The sequence below is a fragment of the Mycolicibacterium vulneris genome, from assembly GCF_002104765.1.
In the GTDB taxonomy this organism is placed as follows: domain Bacteria; phylum Actinomycetota; class Actinomycetes; order Mycobacteriales; family Mycobacteriaceae; genus Mycobacterium; species Mycobacterium vulneris.
Genome location: NZ_NCXM01000002.1, coordinates 118,299 through 138,905 on the forward strand (window position 1 = coordinate 118,299; position 20,607 = coordinate 138,905).

General features: G+C 67.6%; 17 protein-coding genes. 11 read left to right on the forward strand and 6 right to left on the reverse strand.

What is annotated here, in order from left to right; all coding sequences use genetic code 11:
* The first annotated feature begins 112 nt into the window (after positions 1–112).
* Positions 113–556, forward strand: coding sequence for a universal stress protein (locus B8W69_RS02500; RefSeq protein ID WP_007776105.1), 444 nt, complete (start codon positions 113–115; stop codon positions 554–556).
* Between the two features lie 7 nt (positions 557–563).
* Here the strand turns inward: B8W69_RS02500 and B8W69_RS02505 are convergent, their stop codons facing one another.
* On the reverse strand, positions 564–1,241 hold the full coding sequence (locus B8W69_RS02505; RefSeq protein WP_085288425.1) for an MBL fold metallo-hydrolase: 678 nt from the start codon (positions 1,239–1,241) through the stop codon (positions 564–566).
* A gap of 133 nt (positions 1,242–1,374) precedes the next feature.
* Between B8W69_RS02505 and uvrA the strand changes: the two genes are divergently transcribed.
* On the forward strand, positions 1,375–4,290 hold the full coding sequence (gene uvrA / locus B8W69_RS02510) for an excinuclease ABC subunit UvrA (protein WP_085288426.1): 2,916 nt from the start codon (positions 1,375–1,377) through the stop codon (positions 4,288–4,290).
* A 6-nt stretch (positions 4,291–4,296) separates the two neighbouring features.
* Here uvrA and B8W69_RS02515 read toward each other — a convergent pair whose 3' ends face one another.
* Positions 4,297–4,545: a PspA/IM30 family protein gene (locus B8W69_RS02515; protein ID WP_085288427.1), complete on the reverse strand. Its 249-nt coding sequence runs from the start codon at positions 4,543–4,545 to the stop codon at positions 4,297–4,299.
* Positions 4,546–4,820: 275 nt separating this feature from the next.
* On the opposite strand from B8W69_RS02515, the gene B8W69_RS02520 reads away from it, so the two are divergent.
* From B8W69_RS02520 to B8W69_RS02530, 3 genes are read left to right on the forward strand one after another with little or no spacing between them, the layout of a single operon-like run.
* Positions 4,821–5,537 carry a hypothetical protein gene (locus tag B8W69_RS02520; RefSeq protein ID WP_085288428.1) on the forward strand — a complete coding sequence of 239 codons (717 nt, stop codon included), beginning with the start codon at positions 4,821–4,823 and terminating at the stop codon, positions 5,535–5,537.
* A gap of 31 nt (positions 5,538–5,568) precedes the next feature.
* A complete protein-coding gene (locus B8W69_RS02525; protein ID WP_085288429.1) occupies positions 5,569–7,689 on the forward strand; it encodes an Rv1355c family protein in 2,121 nt (706 codons plus the stop codon).
* Between the two features lie 6 nt (positions 7,690–7,695).
* Positions 7,696–9,573 carry a putative bifunctional diguanylate cyclase/phosphodiesterase gene (locus tag B8W69_RS02530; protein WP_181447318.1) on the forward strand — a complete coding sequence of 626 codons (1,878 nt, stop codon included), beginning with the start codon at positions 7,696–7,698 and terminating at the stop codon, positions 9,571–9,573.
* Here the strand turns inward: B8W69_RS02530 and B8W69_RS31925 are convergent.
* The 3 genes from B8W69_RS31925 to lysX all read right to left on the reverse strand — a co-directional run bounded on the left by B8W69_RS31925 (position 9,570) and on the right by lysX (position 14,889).
* A complete protein-coding gene (locus B8W69_RS31925) occupies positions 9,570–9,836 on the reverse strand; it encodes a hypothetical protein (RefSeq protein ID WP_342744669.1) in 267 nt (88 codons plus the stop codon). The two genes, B8W69_RS02530 and B8W69_RS31925, sit on opposite strands and share 4 nt — an antisense overlap.
* A 158-nt stretch (positions 9,837–9,994) precedes the next feature.
* Complete coding sequence (locus B8W69_RS02540) at positions 9,995–11,479, reverse strand: alpha/beta hydrolase (protein ID WP_181447319.1); 1,485 nt, start codon at positions 11,477–11,479, stop codon at positions 9,995–9,997.
* 77 nt (positions 11,480–11,556) lie between these two features.
* Positions 11,557–14,889, reverse strand: coding sequence for a bifunctional lysylphosphatidylglycerol synthetase/lysine--tRNA ligase LysX (gene lysX / locus B8W69_RS02545; RefSeq protein WP_439330578.1), 3,333 nt, complete (start codon positions 14,887–14,889; stop codon positions 11,557–11,559).
* Between the two features lie 471 nt (positions 14,890–15,360).
* On the opposite strand from lysX, the gene infC reads away from it, so the two are divergent.
* The 4 genes from infC to B8W69_RS02565 all read left to right on the forward strand — a co-directional run bounded on the left by infC (position 15,361) and on the right by B8W69_RS02565 (position 17,525).
* Entirely contained in the window at positions 15,361–15,966 is a 606-nt protein-coding gene (infC, locus tag B8W69_RS02550) for a translation initiation factor IF-3 (protein WP_085288431.1), read from the forward strand.
* Between the two features lie 63 nt (positions 15,967–16,029).
* Positions 16,030–16,224 carry a 50S ribosomal protein L35 gene (gene rpmI / locus B8W69_RS02555; RefSeq protein WP_065026668.1) on the forward strand — a complete coding sequence of 65 codons (195 nt, stop codon included), beginning with the start codon at positions 16,030–16,032 and terminating at the stop codon, positions 16,222–16,224.
* Positions 16,225–16,304: 80 nt separating this feature from the next.
* Complete coding sequence (gene rplT, locus B8W69_RS02560; protein ID WP_007776071.1) at positions 16,305–16,700, forward strand: 50S ribosomal protein L20; 396 nt, start codon at positions 16,305–16,307, stop codon at positions 16,698–16,700.
* Positions 16,701–16,724: 24 nt separating this feature from the next.
* Positions 16,725–17,525, forward strand: coding sequence for a TrmH family RNA methyltransferase (locus tag B8W69_RS02565; RefSeq protein ID WP_085288432.1), 801 nt, complete (start codon positions 16,725–16,727; stop codon positions 17,523–17,525).
* Here B8W69_RS02565 and B8W69_RS02570 read toward each other — a convergent pair.
* Complete coding sequence (locus B8W69_RS02570) at positions 17,512–18,591, reverse strand: oxygenase MpaB family protein (RefSeq protein WP_085288433.1); 1,080 nt, start codon at positions 18,589–18,591, stop codon at positions 17,512–17,514. The two genes, B8W69_RS02565 and B8W69_RS02570, sit on opposite strands and share 14 nt — an antisense overlap.
* 210 nt (positions 18,592–18,801) lie before the next feature.
* Between B8W69_RS02570 and B8W69_RS02575 the strand changes: the two genes are divergently transcribed.
* Both B8W69_RS02575 and B8W69_RS02580 read left to right on the forward strand, forming a co-directional pair.
* Complete coding sequence (locus tag B8W69_RS02575; protein ID WP_085288434.1) at positions 18,802–19,713, forward strand: adenylate/guanylate cyclase domain-containing protein; 912 nt, start codon at positions 18,802–18,804, stop codon at positions 19,711–19,713.
* Between the two features lie 9 nt (positions 19,714–19,722).
* On the forward strand, positions 19,723–20,541 hold the full coding sequence (locus B8W69_RS02580; protein ID WP_085288435.1) for a rhomboid-like protein: 819 nt from the start codon (positions 19,723–19,725) through the stop codon (positions 20,539–20,541).
* Positions 20,542–20,607 lie beyond the last annotated feature (66 nt).

Consider the following 20,607-nt stretch of genomic DNA (forward strand, 5'->3'; position numbering starts at 1 on the left):
CCCGCAAATTGCGGACGCGCCACGCCACGCTGTGTCGTTAATCTGCCTCCTGCGCATCGAGTAAACGCGCTACTGTCTTGGGTTGGCTGACCAACCGAAACTGGGAGGGTAAATGGGCGCCTATCGGACTGTGGTGGTAGGAACCGATGGCTCGGATTCGTCAATGCGCGCGGTGGAGAAGGCGGCGCAGATCGCGGGAGCGGACGCCAAGCTGATCGTGGCTTCGGCGTACCTGCCCCAACATGAGGACGCCCGGGCCGCCGACGCCCTGCGGGACGAAAGCTACAAGGTTTCGGGCACCGCCCCGATTTACGCGATCCTGCGTGACGCCAAGGACCGCGCCCACGCCGCCGGCGCGCAGAACATCGACGAGCGACCCATCGTCGGGGCGCCGGTCGACGCGCTGGTGCACCTCGCCGAGGAGGAGCAGGCCGATCTGCTCGTGGTCGGCAACGTCGGCCTGAGCACGATCGCCGGCCGCCTGCTGGGGTCGGTGCCGGCCAACGTCTCGCGTCGGGCCAAGACCGACGTGTTGATCGTGCACACCACGACGTAGCCGCGCGCTACCAGCCGCGCTCGCGCCATTCGCTCAGGTGCGGGCGCTCGGCGCCTAACGCCGTGTCGTCGCCATGGCCGGGATAGATGATCGTGGAGTCGTCATACACGTCGAACACCCGGGTGCTGACGTCCTCGATCAGCTGGGTGAAATCGCCCGGCTGCCACGTCTTCCCGACGCCGCCCGGAAACAGGCAGTCGCCGGTGAACAACTGGGTGACCCCGCCGGTCGCGGGCCCGTCCAGGGCCAGCGCGATCGAGCCCGGGGTGTGCCCGCGCAGGTGGATGACGTCGAACGTCAGCTCGCCGATCTGCACGGTGTCGCCGTTGCCCAGCAAACGGTCCGGTTTGACCGGCAGCGGTTCCGCGTCGATCTCGTTGGCGGCGGTCGGGGCCCCGGTGGCGGCCGCCACCGCCTCCAGCGCCTGCCAGTGATCGAAGTGCTGGTGGCTGGTCACGATCAGCGACACCTTCGGCGCGTGCTGCCGGATCAGGTCGATCAGCACGTCCGCGTCGTTGGCGGCGTCGATCAGCAGTGTTTCGCCGGTAGCGGAACAAGTGACCAGATATGCGTTGTTGTCCATGGGGCCGACAGAGGCCTTTAAAATTGTGGCGCCGGGTAGGGTCCGGCGGGCCGCGGTACCGGGGTCAACGTGTCCGGTGTAGTTGTCGTCCACTGCTGTCATACCGGTCACGCTACTGGTCAAAACATGCTTGTCGGTATGGGCACATAGCATGGAATGCGCCGTGCGCAATTCCGGTTCGGATTCCGCAGTGCGGCTACCAGAAGTCGCCAGATAGTTCCTGAGAGGGGCAGCGTTGGCTGACCGTCTGATCGTCAAGGGCGCCCGCGAGCACAACCTGCGCGGCGTCGACCTCGACCTGCCCCGCGACGCGCTGATCGTCTTCACCGGGCTGTCGGGTTCGGGCAAATCGTCGCTGGCCTTCGACACGATCTTCGCCGAGGGGCAGCGCCGGTACGTGGAGTCGCTGTCCGCCTATGCCCGTCAGTTCCTGGGCCAGATGGACAAGCCGGACGTCGACTTCATCGAGGGCCTGTCCCCGGCGGTGTCCATCGACCAGAAATCCACCAACCGCAACCCGCGCTCGACCGTCGGCACCATCACCGAGGTGTACGACTACCTGCGGCTGCTCTACGCGCGAGCTGGCACGCCGCACTGCCCGATCTGTGGCGAGCGGATCGCCCGCCAGACCCCGCAGCAAATCGTCGATCAGGTGCTGGCGATGCCGGAGGGCACCCGATTCCTGGTGTTGGCCCCGGTGGTGCGCACCCGCAAGGGCGAGTTCGCCGACCTCTTCGAGAAGCTCAACGCCCAGGGCTACAGCCGGGTGCGGGTCGACGGCGTCGTGCACCCATTGACCGATCCGCCGAAGCTGAAGAAGCAGGAAAAGCACGACATCGAAGTGGTGGTGGACCGCCTGACCGTCAAGGCCTCCGCCAAGCAGCGGCTCACCGATTCGGTGGAAACCGCGCTGAACCTGGCCGACGGCATCGTCGTGCTCGAGTTCATCGACCACGAACACGACGCACACAACCGGGAGCAGCGGTTCTCCGAGAAGCTGGCCTGCCCCAACGGGCACGCGCTGGCGGTCGACGACCTGGAACCGCGGTCGTTCTCGTTCAACTCGCCCTACGGCGCCTGCCCGGAGTGCAGCGGCCTGGGGATCCGCAAGGAAGTCGACCCCGACCTGGTGGTGCCCGACCCCGAGCGCACCCTGGCCGAGGGCGCGGTGGCGCCGTGGTCGGCGGGCCACACCGCGGAGTACTTCACCCGGATGATGGCCGGGCTGGGCGACGAGATGGGCTTCGACGTCGACACCCCGTGGCGCAAACTGCCGGCCAAGGCCCGCAAGGCGATTCTCGAGGGCTCCGATCACCAGGTGCACGTGCGGTACCGCAACCGGTATGGCCGGACCCGGTCCTACTACGCCGATTTCGAGGGCGTGCTGGCCTTCCTGCAGCGCAAGATGGCCCAGACCGAGTCCGAGCAGATGAAGGAACGCTACGAAGGCTTCATGCGGGACGTGCCGTGTCCGGAGTGTGACGGAACCCGGCTCAAGCCGGAGATTCTGGCCGTCACGCTGGCCGCGGGGGACCGGGGCACGAAGTCCATCGCCGAGGTCTGCGAGCTGTCGATCTCGGACTGCGCGGACTTTCTGAACGGGCTCACCCTCGGCCACCGCGAGAAGGCGATCGCCGGGCAGGTGCTCAAGGAAATCCAGTCGCGGCTTGGCTTTTTGCTCGACGTGGGGCTGGAGTACCTGTCGCTGTCCCGCGCCGCGGCAACGCTGTCCGGCGGTGAGGCGCAACGGATTCGGCTGGCCACCCAGATCGGGTCCGGTCTGGTCGGCGTGCTCTACGTGCTCGACGAGCCGTCCATCGGACTGCACCAGCGCGACAACCGCCGGCTCATCGAAACCCTAACGCGGTTAAGGGGTTTGGGTAACACGCTGATCGTCGTCGAGCACGACGAGGACACCATCGCGCACGCCGATTGGATCGTTGACATCGGCCCGCGAGCCGGTGAGCACGGGGGCGAGATCGTGCACAGCGGCACCTACAGCGAGCTGCTGGCAAACAAGGATTCGATCACCGGCGCCTACCTGTCGGGCAAGGAACGCATCGAGATGCCGGCGAAGCGGCGCGCGGTCGACCGCAAGCGTCAGCTGACCGTGGTCGGCGCCCGCGAGCACAATTTGCGCGGCATCGACGTGTCTTTCCCGCTCGGTGTCCTCACCTCGGTGACCGGAGTGTCCGGATCCGGCAAATCGACGCTGGTGAACGACATCCTGGCCGCGGTGCTGGCCAACCGGCTCAACGGTGCCCGGCAGGTCCCCGGCCGGCACACCCGGGTCACCGGGCTGGATCACCTGGACAAGCTGGTGCGGGTGGACCAGTCACCGATCGGTCGCACGCCGCGATCCAACCCGGCCACCTACACCGGGGTGTTCGACAAGATCCGCACCCTGTTCGCCGCCACCACAGAGGCCAAAGTCCGTGGCTATCAACCGGGCCGGTTCTCGTTCAACGTCAAGGGCGGCCGCTGCGAGGCCTGCACCGGCGACGGCACCATCAAGATCGAGATGAACTTCCTGCCCGACGTGTACGTGCCGTGCGAGGTCTGCCACGGCGCCCGGTACAACCGGGAAACCCTGGAGGTGCACTACAAAGGCAAGACCATCTCCGAGGTGCTGGACATGTCCATCGAGGAGGCGGCGGAGTTCTTCGAGCCGATCACCGGCATCCACCGCTACCTGCGCACCCTGGTCGACGTGGGGCTGGGATATGTGCGGCTCGGCCAGCCCGCCCCGACGCTGTCCGGCGGCGAGGCGCAGCGCGTCAAACTGGCCGCCGAACTGCAGAAGCGTTCGACCGGGCGCACGGTGTACATCCTCGACGAGCCCACCACGGGCCTGCATTTCGACGACATCCGCAAGCTGCTGAAGGTCATCAACGGCCTTGTCGACAAGGGCAATACGGTCATCGTCATCGAGCACAACCTGGACGTGATCAAGACCTCGGACTGGATCGTCGACATGGGGCCGGAAGGCGGCGCCGAGGGCGGAACCGTTGTCGCGGAAGGCACTCCGGAGGACGTCGCCGCCGTGCCGGAGAGCTACACCGGGAAGTTTCTCGCCGAGGTGATCGGCCGCAGCCCGGCGCCATCCAGCGCTCCGCGGCGATCGAACCGGCGCCGCAAAGTCACCGCCTGAGCCCGGTCATCCCTGATCGGGGCGCATCGATTCCCGGATCTGGGCCAGCCGCTCGGCCGCGGCACGCTGGCGTTCGTCGTATTGTTCGTCGACCGAACGGCCTTCGGGTGATTCCGCGTCGAGTTCGGCGGCGCCTTGCGCCGTCGCATACCGCGCCTCGATCTGGTCGCGCACCGACTCGAAGGTCGGCACACCGGCGTCGTCGTATTCGGGGACGGGCCCGGTGGAGCCGGGCGTGACTGGTTCGTCGGGCATGCCGTCACGGTACTGCGACGACGGATCGAAAATGCCGCATCACCGTTTCGATGCGGCAGCGTCAATATCGACGTCGCGGCACTACACCGAGTCCCGGCGGCCAAACAAATGCGCCGCAAGAGCCCTTTCGTGACCCATAGCCTTCGCGCTGCAGTCGAATTCGTCTTTTTATGTCACAATCCCTTTGGTTAAATTGTCGCGAGTCAAATTAACAAACGATTCAGAGGCGTTCAAAAAATTACTCGTTAGTAACAGCGAATAGGCGGAGGTCACGTATGGAAGCGGTGCAAATCACGGGGCTCGGGATTGACGGTCCGTGGTCGGAAGCGGGGCTTGGTTGGCGTGATCACGCGACGGGGTGCTGGATCACCGCGGCGACGCCGGCCACGGAGCCCGATCTGTGGAATCAGTACCTGGAAGGCGCGCTGAACAGCTATCGCCGGCACGGGCTGGATTGGGTGCTCGACCTCGGCCAGATTCAGGATGGAACCGATACGTCCCTGTTTTTTGCTGCGCGTGACCCACAGGGGCGAGTCGTCGGAGGTACGCGTGTTGTCGGGCCTTTGCGCTCGCCGGAGGACTCCCACGCTCTCGAGGAATGGAAAGGCAACCCGGGCCTTCCGTTACTGCGCCATATGATTTTCAACCGGCTTCCGTTTGGCGTCGTGGAGGTGAAAGGCGCGTGGACCAATTCGCGCGAATATGGCAATCGCGCGCTGTCCACCATGCTGGCCCGTACCGCGCTGCCGACGATGACTTTGCTGGGTGTCCAGTTTGTGATGGCGACCGCGGCGGCCCACGTGCTGGAGCAGTGGCAGTCCTCCGGCGGCGTCGTGGCTAACCGCGTACCGGCTGCGGCCTATCCCACTGAGGACTACCGGACCAAGGTGATGTGGTGGGATCGCCGCACCCTTGCCACACATGCCGAGCCGGCACAATTTAAGCTGATGTGCGCCGAGAACGCCGAAATCCTCAGCCGCATCTCGGCGTAGGTGAGGTCGGGTCTACGCCGTTGGGAGTTGGATGGGCCATAGCTACGAGCGCCACCAGACCGGCGGTGCAGTGGTTCTCGCTGGCGATATCGCCGCGGACCGCGAGGTACTGGAACGGCTCAGAGCGACACCGGGTATCGACTTCATCGACCGGTCAGGGCCCGATCCGGCGGGTGGGGACGCCGCTGGCCGCTGGGCGTACTTCCCGTGGCGCAACGCCGTTGTGCGGATCGCCGGCCCGCGGGCTTTTGCTGCCGCCCGACTCGACCGCAACCGGCATCTGATCACCTCCGCCGAGCAGGAGCGGCTGCAACGCCTGCGCATCGGCATCGTCGGCCTGAGTTCGGGTCACGCGATCGCGTACTGCCTGGCGGCGCAAGGGCTTTGCGGCGCATTGCGATTGGCCGACGGTGACACGCTGGAGCTGTCCAATCTGAATCGCGTCCCGGCGACGGTCCTCGATCTCGGCCTCAACAAAGCCACCGTCGCCGCACGGCGGATCGCGGAACTCGATCCGTACCTGAGCCTGGAGGTCTTCACCTCCGAGGTGACCGCCGAACTCGTCGACGAGTTTCTGGACGGCCTGGATGTGCTGATCGACCAAGCGGATTCGCTGGACATCAAGGTTTTGCTGCGCGAGGCGGCCCGCAACCGTGGCATCCCGGTGCTCATGGCCACCAGCGATCGGGGTCTACTCGATGTGGAGCGCTTCGACCTGCGGCCGCAACCCGCGGTGATGCACGGGTTGCTGGGCGATATGGACACGACGGCGCTGAGCGGATTGTCGACCCGGGACAAGCTGCCATACCTGTTGCGGCTTTTGGACGCTCGGCAATTGTCCGCCCGAGGGGCGGCCTCGCTGGTCGAGGTCGGACAGACGTTGGGCGGGTGGCCTCAGCTGGCCGGCGACATCTGGGTAGGTGCCGCCGCGGTGGCCGAGGCGGTGCGCCGGATCGGACTGGGCGAGCCGCTGCGGTCCGGCCGGGTCCAGATCGACATCGCGGGCGCGCTCGACGGTCTCGTCTCGCCCGTGCCGCGGGATGCCGCCCTGCCGGCACCGGCCGATGACGTCGCCGGAGTCACCGGGCCGGGCGCAACAAAAGCCGGGATCGCCGAAGCCGTTGCGAGCGCGGCGATCCGCGCCCCTTCCGGCGGCAATGTCCAGCCGTGGCGGATCGCCGTGGACGACACCTCGATTCAGCTGCTGCTGGCTGCCGAGGATTCGGCGACCATGGACGTCGAATTTCGGGCCAGCGCGGTCGCGCTGGGCGCGGCCATGTTCAACGCGCGCGTCGCGGCGGCCGCGCACGGCGCACTGGGCCCGGTCAGCTTTCGTGACGACCACCCGCACACGGTGCTGCACGGCGAGATGCGGTGGGGCGACGGTGACGACCCCGAACTGGCGCAGCAATACCGGGCGATGCTGGCCCGGCAAACAAATCGCCACCCGGGTTGTGCCGTCGCGGTCCCCCCGGAAACCGCCGAGCGCCTGGCGGCCGCCACGGCCGGTGAGGGCGCGCGGCTGCGACTCATCACCGATCGCGACCAAATCGTCGCCGTCTCAGGCATACTGGCCGAAGCCGACCGTATCCGTTATCTGACCCCTCGCCTGCACGCGGAAATGGTGTCGGAGCTACGTTTTCCGGCTGATCCGTCACCGGAGACAGGAATCGATGTCCGTGCCCTGGAACTGGATGCCGGTGAGTTGGCGGCCCTGGAACTCGTCCGGCGCCCCGATGTCATGGTCGAGCTGGCGCGCTGGGATGGCGGTGGGGTGCTGGGCGACGTCACCCGCCAGCGAGTCACCGCCAGCGCGGCGCTGGCGGTGGTCACGGTGACGGGTTCCGCGCTCACCGATTACGCCCGCGGCGGCGCCGCGCTGGAGGCGCTCTGGATCGCCGCGGAACGCAGCGGCTTCGGCGTGCATCCGGTGTCGCCGGTGTTCCTGTACGCGCACGACGACAACGACTTCCAGACCCTGTCGCCGGCTTACGTCCAGGAGCTGAAGGGGCTGCAGCGCGCCTTCCGGGCTCGCGCCGGGCTCGGCGCCGGTGAGCACGAAATCCTGGTGCTGCGCCTGGTGTCCGGTCCGCCGCCGTCGGTGCCGGCAAGGCGCCGCTCGCTGAGCGACAGTCTGCGCGCGCAAGGGTAAGCGGCCATGCACAACAGCGAAAACGGTGCTGCGCCAAAGACTCTGGCCACCATCGTCACGTCCGTGGCGACGAAGCTGATGGGCGCAACCTCCACCACCGCAGCAGATATCAGCACGGAGATACTGGCCGAACTGGTGGCGATCCTCGACGTGGACGTGAGTTTCCTGCGCTACAACGATCCCAACATCCGCGCCACCGTCCTGGTGGCCGAATGGCCACCGCGGCCTGACATCCCCGACCCCGATCCGCTGCACACGATCTACTTCGCCGACGCGGACCCCATCTTCGCCATGTGCGAGCACGCCAAAGAACCGATCGTGCTGCGTCCCGAATCCGCGAACGAGGACTACCAGCGCACCATCTCGGAGGCGAGCGGCATTCCGGCGATCTCCCTGTCGTCGGTCCCGCTGCTCTCCGGCGACGTCACCACCGGTGTGCTGGGTTTCGTGAAGTATGGTGATCGGGCGTGGACGCAGGATGAGCTCAATACGCTCACGGTGGTCGCCACGATGTTCGCCCAGGTGCAGGCCCGTTTGATCGTCGAGGACCGGCTGCACTACCAGGCCGAGCACGATGACCTGACAGGATTGCCCAACCGTCGAACCCTGTTGGCGCATCTGAATTCCCGCGTCGCCGAAGGGCGGTCGGGCCCGGTCGCGGTGCTCGTCTTCAACCTCGACCGGCTCAAGGCGATCAACGACTACCTCGGCCACGCCGCCGGTGACCAGTTCATCTGTGACTTCGCCGCCCGGACCACCGAAGCCATGCAAGGCACGGGCATGATCGCCCGGCTCGGCGGGGACAAATTCGTCGTCGTCCCCGCGTCGGCGATGGACCTCGAGGCCGCCCAACGGCTCGCCGAGTCGTTGCGAACCCAAGTCAAGGACCACGTGACCATCGACGGGGTGGTCCTCAACCGCACCGTGAGCGTTGGCGTCGCAACGGGCGCCCCCGGGACGGACTCGAGCCTGGATCTGCTGCGGCGTGCCGACGAAGCGCTGATCGCCGCCAAGGGCAGCGGGGGAGACAGCATCGGGCTGTTCTCCGCCGAAATGCTCACCCGTCGCGAACTGCGCAACGACATCGAGCTGCACCTGCAGGCCGGGATCGAATCGGATGCGCTCACCGTCGCGTACCTGCCCGAGGTCGACATGCCGTCCGGAAAGATCTTGGCGGTCGAAGCATTGGTGCGCTGGCAGCATCCCACCCGGGGCCTGCTGCATCCGGACGAATTCGTGCCGGTGGCCGAATCCATCAATCTCGCCGCGGAACTCGGCAACTGGATGCTGAATGCGGCGTGCGCTCACCTGGCGCAGTGGCGGGCACAGGGTGTGGGGCGCGACATCATGCTGCGCGTCAACGTCTCGCCGGCCCAGCTCGTCGCGCACGACCTGGTCAACACCGTTGCGCGCACGCTGGAGAAGTTCGGCCTCGACGGCTCGTCGATCGGGCTGGAGGTCACCGAAAGCCTGCTCATCCAGGACCTGGTGAACACCCGCACCACGCTGCTGGGCCTCACCGAGCTCGGGATCAACATCGCCATCGACGATTTCGGCACCGGGTTCAGCGGGATGGGTCTGCTGCGGACGCTGCCGGTGGGAACGCTGAAAATCGACCGCGGCTTCGTGCTGGATCTCGCCACCTCCGCCGACGACCGCGCCATCGTGCGGGCGATCATCGGCCTGGCCCGGGCGCTCGGCCTGGACGTCGTCGCCGAGGGCGTGGAGTCCGAAAGCGCGGCGAGCGTGCTTCTCAACGAAGGTTGTTCGCGCGCACAGGGATTCCTGTTCTGCCAACCCATTTCCGCGGAGGAGACCCGGCGGCTGCTGGCCGAGGGCTCGGTTCCGGTCCGGATCGACCGAACGGAGCCCCGAGCCCGCTAGGGCGATCGACGCTCGAAATACCGGACCATCTGTTGCCAGTACACCAGCGTCAGCGCCATCTGCGCCACGACGGCGATCAGCGCCGGGCGCAGCCGATGCCGGCGCGCGGCGATCACCGCCACCAACGCGGCCGCCGACGTCGCCGCGCTGACCAGCATCGCCGCATCGCGGGGCCGGCGGCTCATCCACAGCTCTTCGCCCAGCATCGCCCGCGTCGACCATGCGCGCTGATGCGCCGGCTTGCCGAAGACCACGGGATTCATGGTCGGTCACAACGCAATCCACACCGTGTGGACCCGTCGCCGCGTCCAGACCGGAATAAGGATCAGCGGCGTGCTGGCCCGCCGGGTCCATGCGCTGAACGGATGGCAGTGCCGGACGAAGGCGGCGCGCCGAACCAGCGCGACGGACAGCGCGGTCGCTATCGCTTGGCGGTATTGGAACGTTCGGCCGGGACGACCACCGGGGCACCCACGGTGGGCGCGGATGCGGCGGGCAACGGCGTCCGCGGAATTCCCGGGGTGCCGAGCTCCCCGGCGAGCCAGGGCAGCGAGGCCGCGAACACGCGGTCCGCGAACGGCCAGTCGTGCTTGCCGGGCTGCGGCACCACCGCGCAGTCGATTCCCTCGGAGCGGCCGAGCGCACACAGCGAATAGGCGGCGGCGCTCTGATTGCCGGGATTGGCGGCCGCCTCGCGTCCGGCGAGCCGGATGGCGCCGCTGTCGGTCAGCTGGAGGTCGCGGCGTGGGGTGGGCGGGCCGTCGGACGAGATCGCGAACCAGCCGGCCACGTCGCGGTATGGGCCGTGCCGGTTGATCACCGTGGTCGGATCGAAAGCCGCCCAGGCGTCGGCGTTTCCGCCGAACAGCCTGGCGATGGACTGGGCCTTGTTGCCGGCGTTCGGGAAGAAGTCACCGGCGACGTCGACGAACGCGCTGAACATGTCGGGGTGCATGACGGTCAGATCCACGGCGCAGGTCCCGCCCATGGACCAGCCCGCGACACCCCAGTTGGCCCGCTTCGCGCTGACCCCAAAACTCGAAATCATGAACGGCACAACATCTTTGGTCAGGTGGTCGGCCGCGTTGCCCCGGACCCCGTTGACGCATTCGGTGTCGTTGTTGAACGCGCCGCCGGAATCCACGAACACCAGCACCGGCGCGTTGCCGTCGTGCGCGGCGGAGAAGTCGTCAATCGTCTTGACCGCGTTGCCCGCACGGGTCCAGTCCGCCGGCGTGTTGAACTGCCCGCCGATCATCATCACGGTCGGCAGCGGCGGGGGTGGGGTGGTGGCGAACCATTCGGGCGGCAGGTAGACCAGCTCGCCGCGGTGTCTGAAGTGCGACCCGTCCGAGGGGATCGCCACCGGCACCACGGTGCCGTGGGCTGGCCGGATTCGGCTGGCGGCCATCGCGGTGACGGTGGCCCGATCGGTTTGGTAGGGCAGCGGTCCCGACGTCAGCTGGCTCCACGCCGACTGCACGGTGGGGAAGTAGCCCACCCAGAGGTTGAGCATCAGCGCGGTGCTGAGCAGGCACAGGGGCACGGCCAGCACCGCGGCGCCGCGCCGCCAGCGGCGCGCGGTGCTCCAGCCCAGCACCAGCACCGCCGCCGCCATGCCCGTCAGCGTGACCCAGAGCCACAGGGCGGCCGGGGCGGGGTCGTCGGACAGACCGCGGTCGACGATGTACCAGTGCGTCAGGTAGGCCGCCACCCCGCCGGCCAGCGCGGCCGCCGGCATCCACACCGTGCGCCAGCGGCGCGACCGCCAGCCGACCGCCAACGTCAGCACCACCGCGGCGAGCACTTGGATCGTCGCCGGCACCCAGCCATGCATCAGCGAGGTGTGGCTACTTGCCAGGAACTGCGCGGGAGCGCCGTCCATCGAGGCTGTCACGTGACTCATTGTGATCTATTGGTAACAAGCCTGGAACATATTCACCTAATGTTCGCTCTGGGCTTTCTGGACGGTCGCGGCCTCAGCTAATGCGGCTTGGCCAGCGGAAATGGCAATGTCTCGCGGATACTGCGGCCGGTTATGAGCATGACGAGCCGATCGATGCCCATTCCCAGGCCCCCGGTGGGCGGCATGGCGTATTCCATCGCCTGCAGGAAGTCTTCGTCGAGCTCCATCGCCTCGGGATCTCCGCCGGCAGCTAACAGCGACTGCTCCTGCAGCCGGCGGCGCTGCTCGACCGGATCGGTGAGCTCGCTGTAGGCGGTGGCCAGCTCGACGCCCCACGCCACCAGGTCCCACCGCTCGGCGACGCCCGGCTTGCTGCGGTGCGGCCGCGTCAGCGGGGACACCGAGGTCGGGAAGTCGATATAGAAGGTCGGCTCCTCGGTCCGGTCCTCGACCAGGTGCTCATACAGCTCCAGCACCACCGCGCCCGCATCCCAGTGCGCCCGATAGGGGACGTGCGCGGCGTCGGACAGCTTGCGCAGGGCGGACAGCGACGTCGCGGGGTCGATGTGCTCGCCGAGCGCCTCGGACACGGCGTCATGAACGGTCTTGACCGCCCAGACCCCGGAGATGTCGACCGGTTCCAGCCGGCCGTCGGCGCCGTGCCGCATCACGATCTGCTTGCCGTGCGCGGCCTGGGCGGCGTTCTGGATGAGCTCACGGCATCCGTCGATCCACACCTTGTAGTCGGCGTGCGCCTGGTAGGCCTCCAGCAGGGTGAATTCCGGGTTATGGCTGAAGTCCACGCCCTCGTTGCGGAAGGCCCGGCCCAGTTCGAAGACCCGTTCCACGCCGCCGACGCACAGCCGCTTGAGGTAGAGCTCCGGCGCGATGCGCAGGAACAGGTCCAGGTCGTAGGTGTTGATGTGTGTGACGAACGGCCGGGCGGTGGCTCCACCGTGGATCTGCTGCAGGATCGGGGTCTCGACCTCGATGAAGTCCTTGGCGAACAGCGTCTGCCGGACCGAGCGCAACACCTCGCTGCGCGCCTTGATCAACTCGCGCGACTCGGGATTGACGGCCAGGTCGACGTAGCGGGTCCGCACCCGCGCTTCCGGGTCGGTCAGCCCCTTCCACTTATTCGGCAACGGCCGAAGGCACTTACCGATCATCCGCCAGTCCGCGACGATCAGCGAACGGCTGCCCTTCTTGGAAAAGCCCATGTGCCCGGACACTTCGACCAGGTCGCCCAGGTCAATGGCCGCGGTGAAGTCGGCGGTCCGTCCCCGCTGCAGCTGCGAATTGTCCAGCAGCACTTGCATTTCCCCCGACCAGTCACGCAGCTGGGCGAACAGCACGCCGCCGTAGTCACGAATCCGCAGGATCCTGCCCGAGACGGTGATGTCGTCCCGGTCGTCCGCGTCCAGCGCCTTCGCGACGGTATGGCTGGGCGGAGTTCCGACCGGATACGCGTCGATGCCGCTGCGCTGCAATGTAGTCAGCTTGGCCAGCCGCACCCGGACCTGTTCGGGCAGGCGGGACCTGGACTCCTCCTCGTCGGCGGTGTCACGGCGTTCCCGCAGCTCGCTGACGTCCGGGGCGCTGCCGTCGTGGTGCAGCAGTCCGGATTCGGCCAGTCGCGGCGGGACGGCGGGGTAGTGGCCGGTGTGCGTCTTGCGCCGGCCGAACGGCAACACCAGGAACCCCTCGGCGAGGGCCGAGGCGACGCCGACCCGCGGAATCAGGCGGGCGTCCTCGTAGCAGGCGTAGCGCGGCACCCACTCCGGCTGGTACTTCATGTTCGAGCGGTACAGCGTTTCCAGCTGCCACCACCGCGAGAAGAACAGCAACAACCCCCGCCACAGCCGGGCGACGGGACCGGCACCGAGCTGGGCGCCCTGTTCGAATGCCGAGCGGAACATCGCGAAGTTCAGTGAAATGCGGGTGATGCCAAGGGCTTCGGCGTTGAGCGCCAGGTCGCTGACCATCAGCTCGATGGTGCCGTTGGGGGACTGCGGCGAACGGCGCATCAGGTCCAGGGAAACGCCGGTGGTGCCCCAAGGAACCAGCGACAGCATCGCCACGACGCTGCCGTCCCGGTCCAGCGCTTCGACCAGCAGGCAGTCCCCGTCGGCGGGGTCGCCGAGCCGGCCCAGCGCCATGGAAAAGCCGCGCTCGGTCTGGGTATCGCGCCAGGCGTCGGCGCGGGCGATGGTGTCGGCCATCGCGTCGGCGCTGATGTCGCGGTGCCGGCGGATCCGCACGGTCAGCCCCGCCCGACGGGCCCGGGTCACGGCCTGGCGCACCCCGCGCATGTCGGGGCCGGACAGCTTGAAATCGGACGTCCGCAGGATGGCCTCGTCGCCCAGCTCGAGCGCGTTCAGACCGCCTTCCCGGTATGCCCGCGCTCCCTGGGTGCTGGCGCCCATCACACCGGGTGCCCAGCCGTAGGTCTGGCACAGAGCCAGCCAGGCGTCGATGGCCTGCGGCCAGGCCCTGGGATCGCCGATCGGGTCGCCGCTGGCCAGGCAGACCCCGATCTCGACGCGATAGGTGATGGCGGCACGCCCGCTCGGGGCGAAGACCACGGACTTGTCGCGGCGGGTGGCGAAGTAGCCCAGCGAGTCGTTCTTGCCGTACAGCTCGAGCAGCCCGCGGATCGCCGATTCGTCCTCACCGGTCAGCGCGTTCTCCGCGCGCTGGGATTGGAAGAGCACGATCGTCGCCAGGATCAGCGCCAGGGCACCGAACAACCCGAAGATCGCGTTGAGGAACACGTGCGGCCGGCCGGTGAACAGGTCCGGATCCGCGAGCGCGAACCCCACCACCCGGTTGGCCACGTACGGCAGCCGGTCCTGGCGGGCGAGCGTTCCCGGGAACAACTCGACCAGGCCCCAGGACACCAGGATCCCGACCACGTCGCCGGCGACCAGCACCACGGCCGCCTTGACCAGTGCGCCCCTGCGGACCTTTGCCCAGAACTCCCGGTAGGCCAATGCCAGCAGCACTATCACGACGACGTGCAAAGCCAGCCCGAGGTTCTCGCCGAAGGTCTCGGCGGCGGTGTTGTCGCCCGCCGCGATATCGGCGGCGTTCAAGGCGGCGAAAAGGATCGTGTTGCCCAGCAGCAGTACCCAGGCGATGCGCTTGCGCGCGGTCAGCGCCGCGGCCAGCAGGGCCAGGATGAACGACCATGCGATGCTGGTGTCCGGGAAGTTGAACAGGTAGCTGTTGATGAACTCGCGCGGGACCTTGATGAAATATCTGATCAGCGGGGACACGCTCGCCAGCAGTGACACGGTGGCGATGACGCCCACGGTCCACCCGGCCGCCGCCGGCACCCACCGATACCGCGAGTTGGACCGGCTGCTGGGCCCCAAACGCGGTCCCGAACGAGGAGATGCGAGTGTCACAGACCGCGAGGATATGCCCTCAATCCATGAAAAGCTTGTCTAAGCGCTAAGTGTGGCGAATGCGAGTTCGCACGTGTTTTTCGGCCGGGTTATGGCCCGTTGCGGAGCGGTTCGTCCGGCCGAAGTGCTAAAAGCCACCTCAAGGCTGCTAAACTGGCCCCTGCGACCATCCCGGCGAGCGCCGGGAACAGTTAAGTGGAGTCCCACTCCCACCGCGCGCCGACGAAATCCCTGAGCGGATCTTCCAAGGTTCAGCGGTCCGGTCACAGGCATCGCGGATGCCTGTTCCGCGGGCAACGCGGGCGGCTCGAGCAGTTTCCAGCCGCGATCGGTCGGCATTGGGCCCTGCTTGTGCAGGGCTTTTTTGCTAGTGGTGTGGTGTCTCCGCCGCTGCTTCCCGGACCGACCCAGACAACTGGTCGTCACGCACGACATTTACACGACATTTAGAAGCCCAACAAGGGAGGCCCCATCAGCACTGAGACCCGCGTCAACGAGCGCATTCGCGTACCTGAAGTCCGATTGATCGGCCCAGGGGGAGAGCAGGTAGGCATAGTGCGCATCGAAGACGCACTGCGCGTCGCTGCGGACGCCGATCTCGACCTTGTCGAAGTTGCTCCGAACGCCAGGCCGCCGGTCTGCAAGATCATGGACTACGGCAAGTTCAAATACGAAGCGGCGCAAAAGGCGCGCGAATCCCGCCGGAACCAGCAGCAGACCGTCGTCAAAGAACAAAAGCTGCGACCGAAGATCGACGATCACGACTACGAGACCAAAAAGGGTCACGTCATCCGCTTCCTGGAAGCGGGATCGAAGGTGAAGGTCACCATCATGTTCCGCGGACGTGAGCAGTCGCGGCCTGAGCTGGGCTACCGGTTGCTCCAGCGCCTGGGTGCGGACGTCGCCGAGTACGGGTTCGTCGAAACGTCCGCCAAGCAGGACGGCCGCAACATGACGATGGTGCTGGCACCGCATCGCGGCGCGAAGACTCGCGCCAAGGCGCGGCATCCGGAAGGACCCGGCGGCGGCGCGGCACCGGACGATGCGGCCGCCGAAGCCGAACCTTCGTCCAACTGACCGTTAGACAACAGCGAGGGCTCGAGTACTCAGCACTCGAGCGCTTCATAGAACAGAGGAAACATGCCCAAAGCCAAGCCCCACAGCGGCGCGTCAAAGCGGTTCCGGCGCACCGGAACCGGCAAGATCGTCCGCCAGCAGACCAACCGCCGGCATCTGCTCGAGCACAAGCCCTCGAAGCGGACCCGCCGCCTCGACGGCCGAACCACGGTGTCGGCCAACGACACCAAGCGCGTTAACAGCCTCCTGAACGGCTGACCACCGCGCCGGCCAGACCCGCATCGCGGGCTGGCACGGCGACCCGACCAACTAATTGTGAACGAGAGTAGGAACATCCAATGGCACGCGTGAAGCGGGCGGTCAACGCCCACAAGAAGAGGCGCAGCATCCTGAAGGCCTCGAAGGGCTATCGCGGCCAGCGATCCCGGCTCTATCGCAAGGCCAAAGAGCAGCAACTTCATTCACTGAACTACGCCTACCGCGACCGTCGTGCGCGCAAGGGCGAGTTCCGCAAACTGTGGATCTCGCGGATCAACGCGGCGGCGCGCGCCAACGACATCACCTACAACCGGCTGATCCAGGGCCTCAAGGCCGCCGGTGTGGAAGTGGACCGTAAGAACCTGTCCGACATCGCGATCGCCGACCCGGCCGCCTTCACGGCGCTGGTCGACATCGCGCGGGCGGCACTGCCCGAGGACGTCAACGCTCCCTCGGATTCCGGAGAAGCGGCCTAACCAGACACCGTACGGACCGGCCAGGTGCTGACCGAACGTTCGGCCAGGGTCGCCGCGGCGGTCAAGTTGCACCGCCACGTCGGCCGCCGGCGGACGCGCCGATTCCTCGCCGAAGGCCCCAACCTGGTGGAGGCCGCCGCCCGCCGCGGCCTGGTTCGCGACGTCTTCGTCACCGAAGTCGCCCAGCAGCGTCATGCGTCGCTGCTGGCGACTTTGGCATCCGCGGGATGCCCGGTGCATCCGGTCACCGAGCGCGCGGCAAAAGCGCTGTCCGACACCGTCACCCCGGCCGGGCTGGTCGCCGTCTGTGAAACGCCGCAGACCCACCTGCAGGACGTGCTGGTCGGCACGCCCGCGCTGGTCGCGGTCGCCGTCGAGGTCAGCGAGCCGGGCAACGCGGGCACCCTCATCCGCCTCGCCGATGCGATGGGCGCGGCGGGCGTGATCCTCGGCGGCCACAGCGTCGACCCGTACAACGGCAAGTGCCTGCGCGCGTCGGCCGGCAGCATCTTCTCGGTCCCGGTCGTCGTCGCGCCGGACACGCTCGCCATCGTCGACGCGTTGCGTGCCGCGGGCCTGCAGCTGCTCGCCACCACCGTGGACGGGGAGACGCGGCTCGACGAGGCCACCGACCTGCTCGGCGCACCGACGGCGTGGCTGTTCGGCCCCGAATCACACGGTCTGCCAACCGAAATCGCGGCGGCGGCCGACCGCCGCATGCGCATCCCGATGGCCGGCGGCGCGGAGAGCCTCAACGTGGCGTCGGCCGCGGCCATCTGTCTGTATCAGAGCGCGCGGGCGCTGAGCCTGCCTACGCGGCCGTAGCCGCCCGCTTCGGCCGGCCGCGGCCCGCGCGCAGGCCGGCCAGCGACAGCGTCGTATGCACCAGGGATCCGGCGCGTTCCATCAGGGCCCGGGCGGGCTGCAGCGCGGGCTCCAGCGGCGACTTGGGCGACGGCGGAAAGTAATGCATCGGCAGCCCGCGGCGGTCACGCGGCGGCGCCATGAACGGCGGGGCCTCGACCAGCGGCGCGTCGGTGGGTAGCCGACCCTCGGCGCGGCGGTAGGCAGCCAGCGCGCGCGGGTGCAGCCGGATCTCGTCGGGCACCGCCACGAAGGCCAGTTCGACGAGCTTGCCGAACAAGCGCAGCAACACCTCGTCGCCTGGTGTCCAGCGCATTCCGGCCTTCTCGCGCACCGCGGGCTCGAAGAGTCCCGCCGCGATCCAGCGCTGGCCAGCGACCAGCGGCTTGAAGATCTGGTCCCAGACGGGGGTTGGCATCAGGACGAACTTGGGCTTCGGGATTCGCATCTGGAAGATGTCGAGTGTCGCCCGGTTGATTTCCAGGGTGTCGCGGCCGGTGCGCTCCCAGTACTCCTGGAAGTCCTCCCACGTTTCGGGCACCGGCCGCATGCTCATCCCGTACATCCGGTACCACTGCACGTGCTCGGCGAACAGCTGCCGCTTCTCGGCCTCGGTCAGGCCGCCGCAGAAGTACTCGGCCACCTTGACGATCAACATGAAAAACGTGGCGTGCGCCCAGTAGAAGGTCTCCGGGTCGAGCGCGTGATAGCGGCGCCCGGCGGCGTCGGTGCCCTTGATGGTGTGGTGGTAGCTGGTGATCTGCCGGCCGGTCTGCGCTGCCCGGTCGCCGTCGTAGACCACGCCCATGATCGGGTATACCGACCGGGCGACCCGCTGCAGCGGCTCCCGCAGCACGATCGAATGCTCCTCGACGGCCGCGCCGAGTTTGGGGTACATGTTCTGGATCGCCCCGATCCAGACACCCATCATTCCGGTGCGCAGATCGCCAAAATACTTCCAGGTCAGGGAATCTGGTCCGAGCGGGTCCGCGGATTCGCCCCCGCCAGCGTGCACCGTGCCAGTCATCGCGGCCTCCTGCTCCGATTGGGCTCACGATAACTTTGACAACGGGCGTTGTCTACGATTTCGGCGATGTGTTCGCGAGGGTGTTATCGAGCTTCCACATCGGTGTGGCGCCATTGTGATCAGGTGGTTTTGTGCGAGATGTGACACATCCGGCAGAACCGTCGCGGACTGTCGTTGCCTGCTTCTGGCGAAAACAAATAACCTGGCCAGGTGGAACTCGCGCGTCGCGATCTGGACCCGGGTGAGCCCGAAGAGACCGAGGCGCAATCCGTTACGCAACGCTCTCCATTGCACAGCGCGACTCAATGGCTGCACAGCCGCAACCGCAGCCCCGGGGCGGTTGCGTTCATCCGGCGCGCGCGCAAGATGCTGCCCGGCGACCCCGAGTTCGGCGATCCGCTGTCTACGGCGGGCGACGGCGGTCCGCGCGCCGCGGCGCGCGCGGCCGACCGGCTGCTGGGGGACCGCAACGCCGTGTCACGCGAGGTGAGCCTCGGAGTGCTGCAGGTGTGGCAGGCGCTGACCGAGGGGGTGTCCCGGCGACCGGCCAACGCGGAGGTGACGCTGGTCTTCACCGACCTGGTGGGCTTCTCGACGTGGTCCCTGCAGGCCGGCGACGACGCGGCCCTCGCGCTGCTGCGCCAGGTGGCGCGGGCGCTCGAGCCACCCCTGCTCGACGCCGGCGGACACATCGTCAAACGAATGGGCGACGGCCTGATGGCCGTATTCGGCGACCCGACGGTCGCCGTGCGGGCCGTGCTAACCGCCAAGGAGGCGCTGAAATCGGTCGAGGTGGCGGGTCATACGCCCCGGATGCGGGTCGGGATTCACACCGGGCGACCGCAGCGGCTGGCGGCCGACTGGCTCGGTGTCGATGTGAATATCGCCGCACGAGTTATGGAAAGAGCCACCAAGGGTGGAATCATGGTGTCGAGTTCAACGTTAGATCTGATACCGCAAAGCGAGTTGGACGCGTTGGGCGTCGAGGCCAAACGCACGAGGAAGCCGGTTTTCGGGGCGAAGCCCGCCGGCATTCCCGACGATTTGGCGATATATCGCCTCAAGACTCTTAAGGAGTTGTCAGGCCCTGATGACACAGCCGAGACGAAATCGCAGCCATAATGGATGCCAATGTTAGGGGGCATCGTGTCCCGGCTCGCCCGGGTCCAATTCACTGTGGGTTATGCGGCGCTGCTCCTTGCCATCAGCTGCGCCATCCTGGCCCTCGGCCCGCACGCACATGACGTCATCGTTCAGCGGGCCAGCACCAACGTGCACAACCTGGCCCATGGTCACCTGGGCACGCTGCTGGGCAGCGCGCTGGTGGTCGACGCCGGCCCGCTCTACTTCTGGCTGCCCTTCCTGACCTGCCTGCTGGCGCTGGCCGAGCTGCATCTACGCACCATCCGGCTGGTGGTGGCCTTCCTGGTCGGCCACATCGGCGCGACGCTGCTGGTGGCCGCCGCCCTGGCCGCGTCGGTCGAGTTCGGCTGGCTGCCCGTGTCGATCACCCGGGCCAGCGACGTCGGCATGAGCTACGGCGCTCTGGCGGTGCTCGGCGCGATGACGGCGGTGATCCCGTCGCGCTGGCGGGCCGCCTGGGTCGGCTGGTGGGTGTCGGCGGGCATCGCTTCGGCGATCATCGGCGGCGACTTCACCGACGCCGGCCACACCGTCGCGGTGATCCTGGGCGTGCTGGTCTCCGCCCGGTTCCGGCAGCCGATCCACTGGACGCCGACGCGATACCTGATGCTGGCGGCGTCCTCGGGCTTCGGCTTCCTGATGCTGGCCCACCACTGGGGGACCCTGGCGGCGACACCGGTGTTCGGCCTCGTCGGCGCCTTCGTCGCCTACCAGCTGGCGAAGTTGGCCGGCGGTCGACGCCTTGCGGCCTTGCCGCTCGAGGGTGGCGACACGCTGGCCGGCCCGCAGCCGGCCGTCGCAGGCTAAGCCACTTCGCGACCGTCGCAGGTGCTCGCGCGTCCGCGGGCAGCTCAACTGCCACGCGCACGCCGG

Excerpts from the sequence above, each read along its gene's own strand:
- rplT (WP_007776071.1), top strand. The coding sequence starts at position 16,305 with ATGGCACGCGTGAAGCGGGCGGTCAACGCCCACAAGAAGAGGCGCAGC.
- B8W69_RS02520 (WP_085288428.1), top strand. The coding sequence starts at position 4,821 with ATGGAAGCGGTGCAAATCACGGGGCTCGGGATTGACGGTCCGTGGTCG.
- B8W69_RS02500 (WP_007776105.1), top strand. The coding sequence starts at position 113 with ATGGGCGCCTATCGGACTGTGGTGGTAGGAACCGATGGCTCGGATTCG.
- rpmI (WP_065026668.1), top strand. The coding sequence starts at position 16,030 with ATGCCCAAAGCCAAGCCCCACAGCGGCGCGTCAAAGCGGTTCCGGCGC.
- B8W69_RS02525 (WP_085288429.1), top strand. The coding sequence starts at position 5,569 with ATGGGCCATAGCTACGAGCGCCACCAGACCGGCGGTGCAGTGGTTCTC.
- B8W69_RS02540 (WP_181447319.1), bottom strand. The coding sequence starts at position 11,479 with ATGAGTCACGTGACAGCCTCGATGGACGGCGCTCCCGCGCAGTTCCTG.
- B8W69_RS02580 (WP_085288435.1), top strand. The coding sequence starts at position 19,723 with ATGTTAGGGGGCATCGTGTCCCGGCTCGCCCGGGTCCAATTCACTGTG.
- B8W69_RS02515 (WP_085288427.1), bottom strand. The coding sequence starts at position 4,545 with ATGCCCGACGAACCAGTCACGCCCGGCTCCACCGGGCCCGTCCCCGAA.
- B8W69_RS31925 (WP_342744669.1), bottom strand. The coding sequence starts at position 9,836 with ATGAATCCCGTGGTCTTCGGCAAGCCGGCGCATCAGCGCGCATGGTCG.
- B8W69_RS02570 (WP_085288433.1), bottom strand. The coding sequence starts at position 18,591 with ATGACTGGCACGGTGCACGCTGGCGGGGGCGAATCCGCGGACCCGCTC.
- B8W69_RS02505 (WP_085288425.1), bottom strand. The coding sequence starts at position 1,241 with ATGACAGCAGTGGACGACAACTACACCGGACACGTTGACCCCGGTACC.
- B8W69_RS02530 (WP_181447318.1), top strand. The coding sequence starts at position 7,696 with ATGCACAACAGCGAAAACGGTGCTGCGCCAAAGACTCTGGCCACCATC.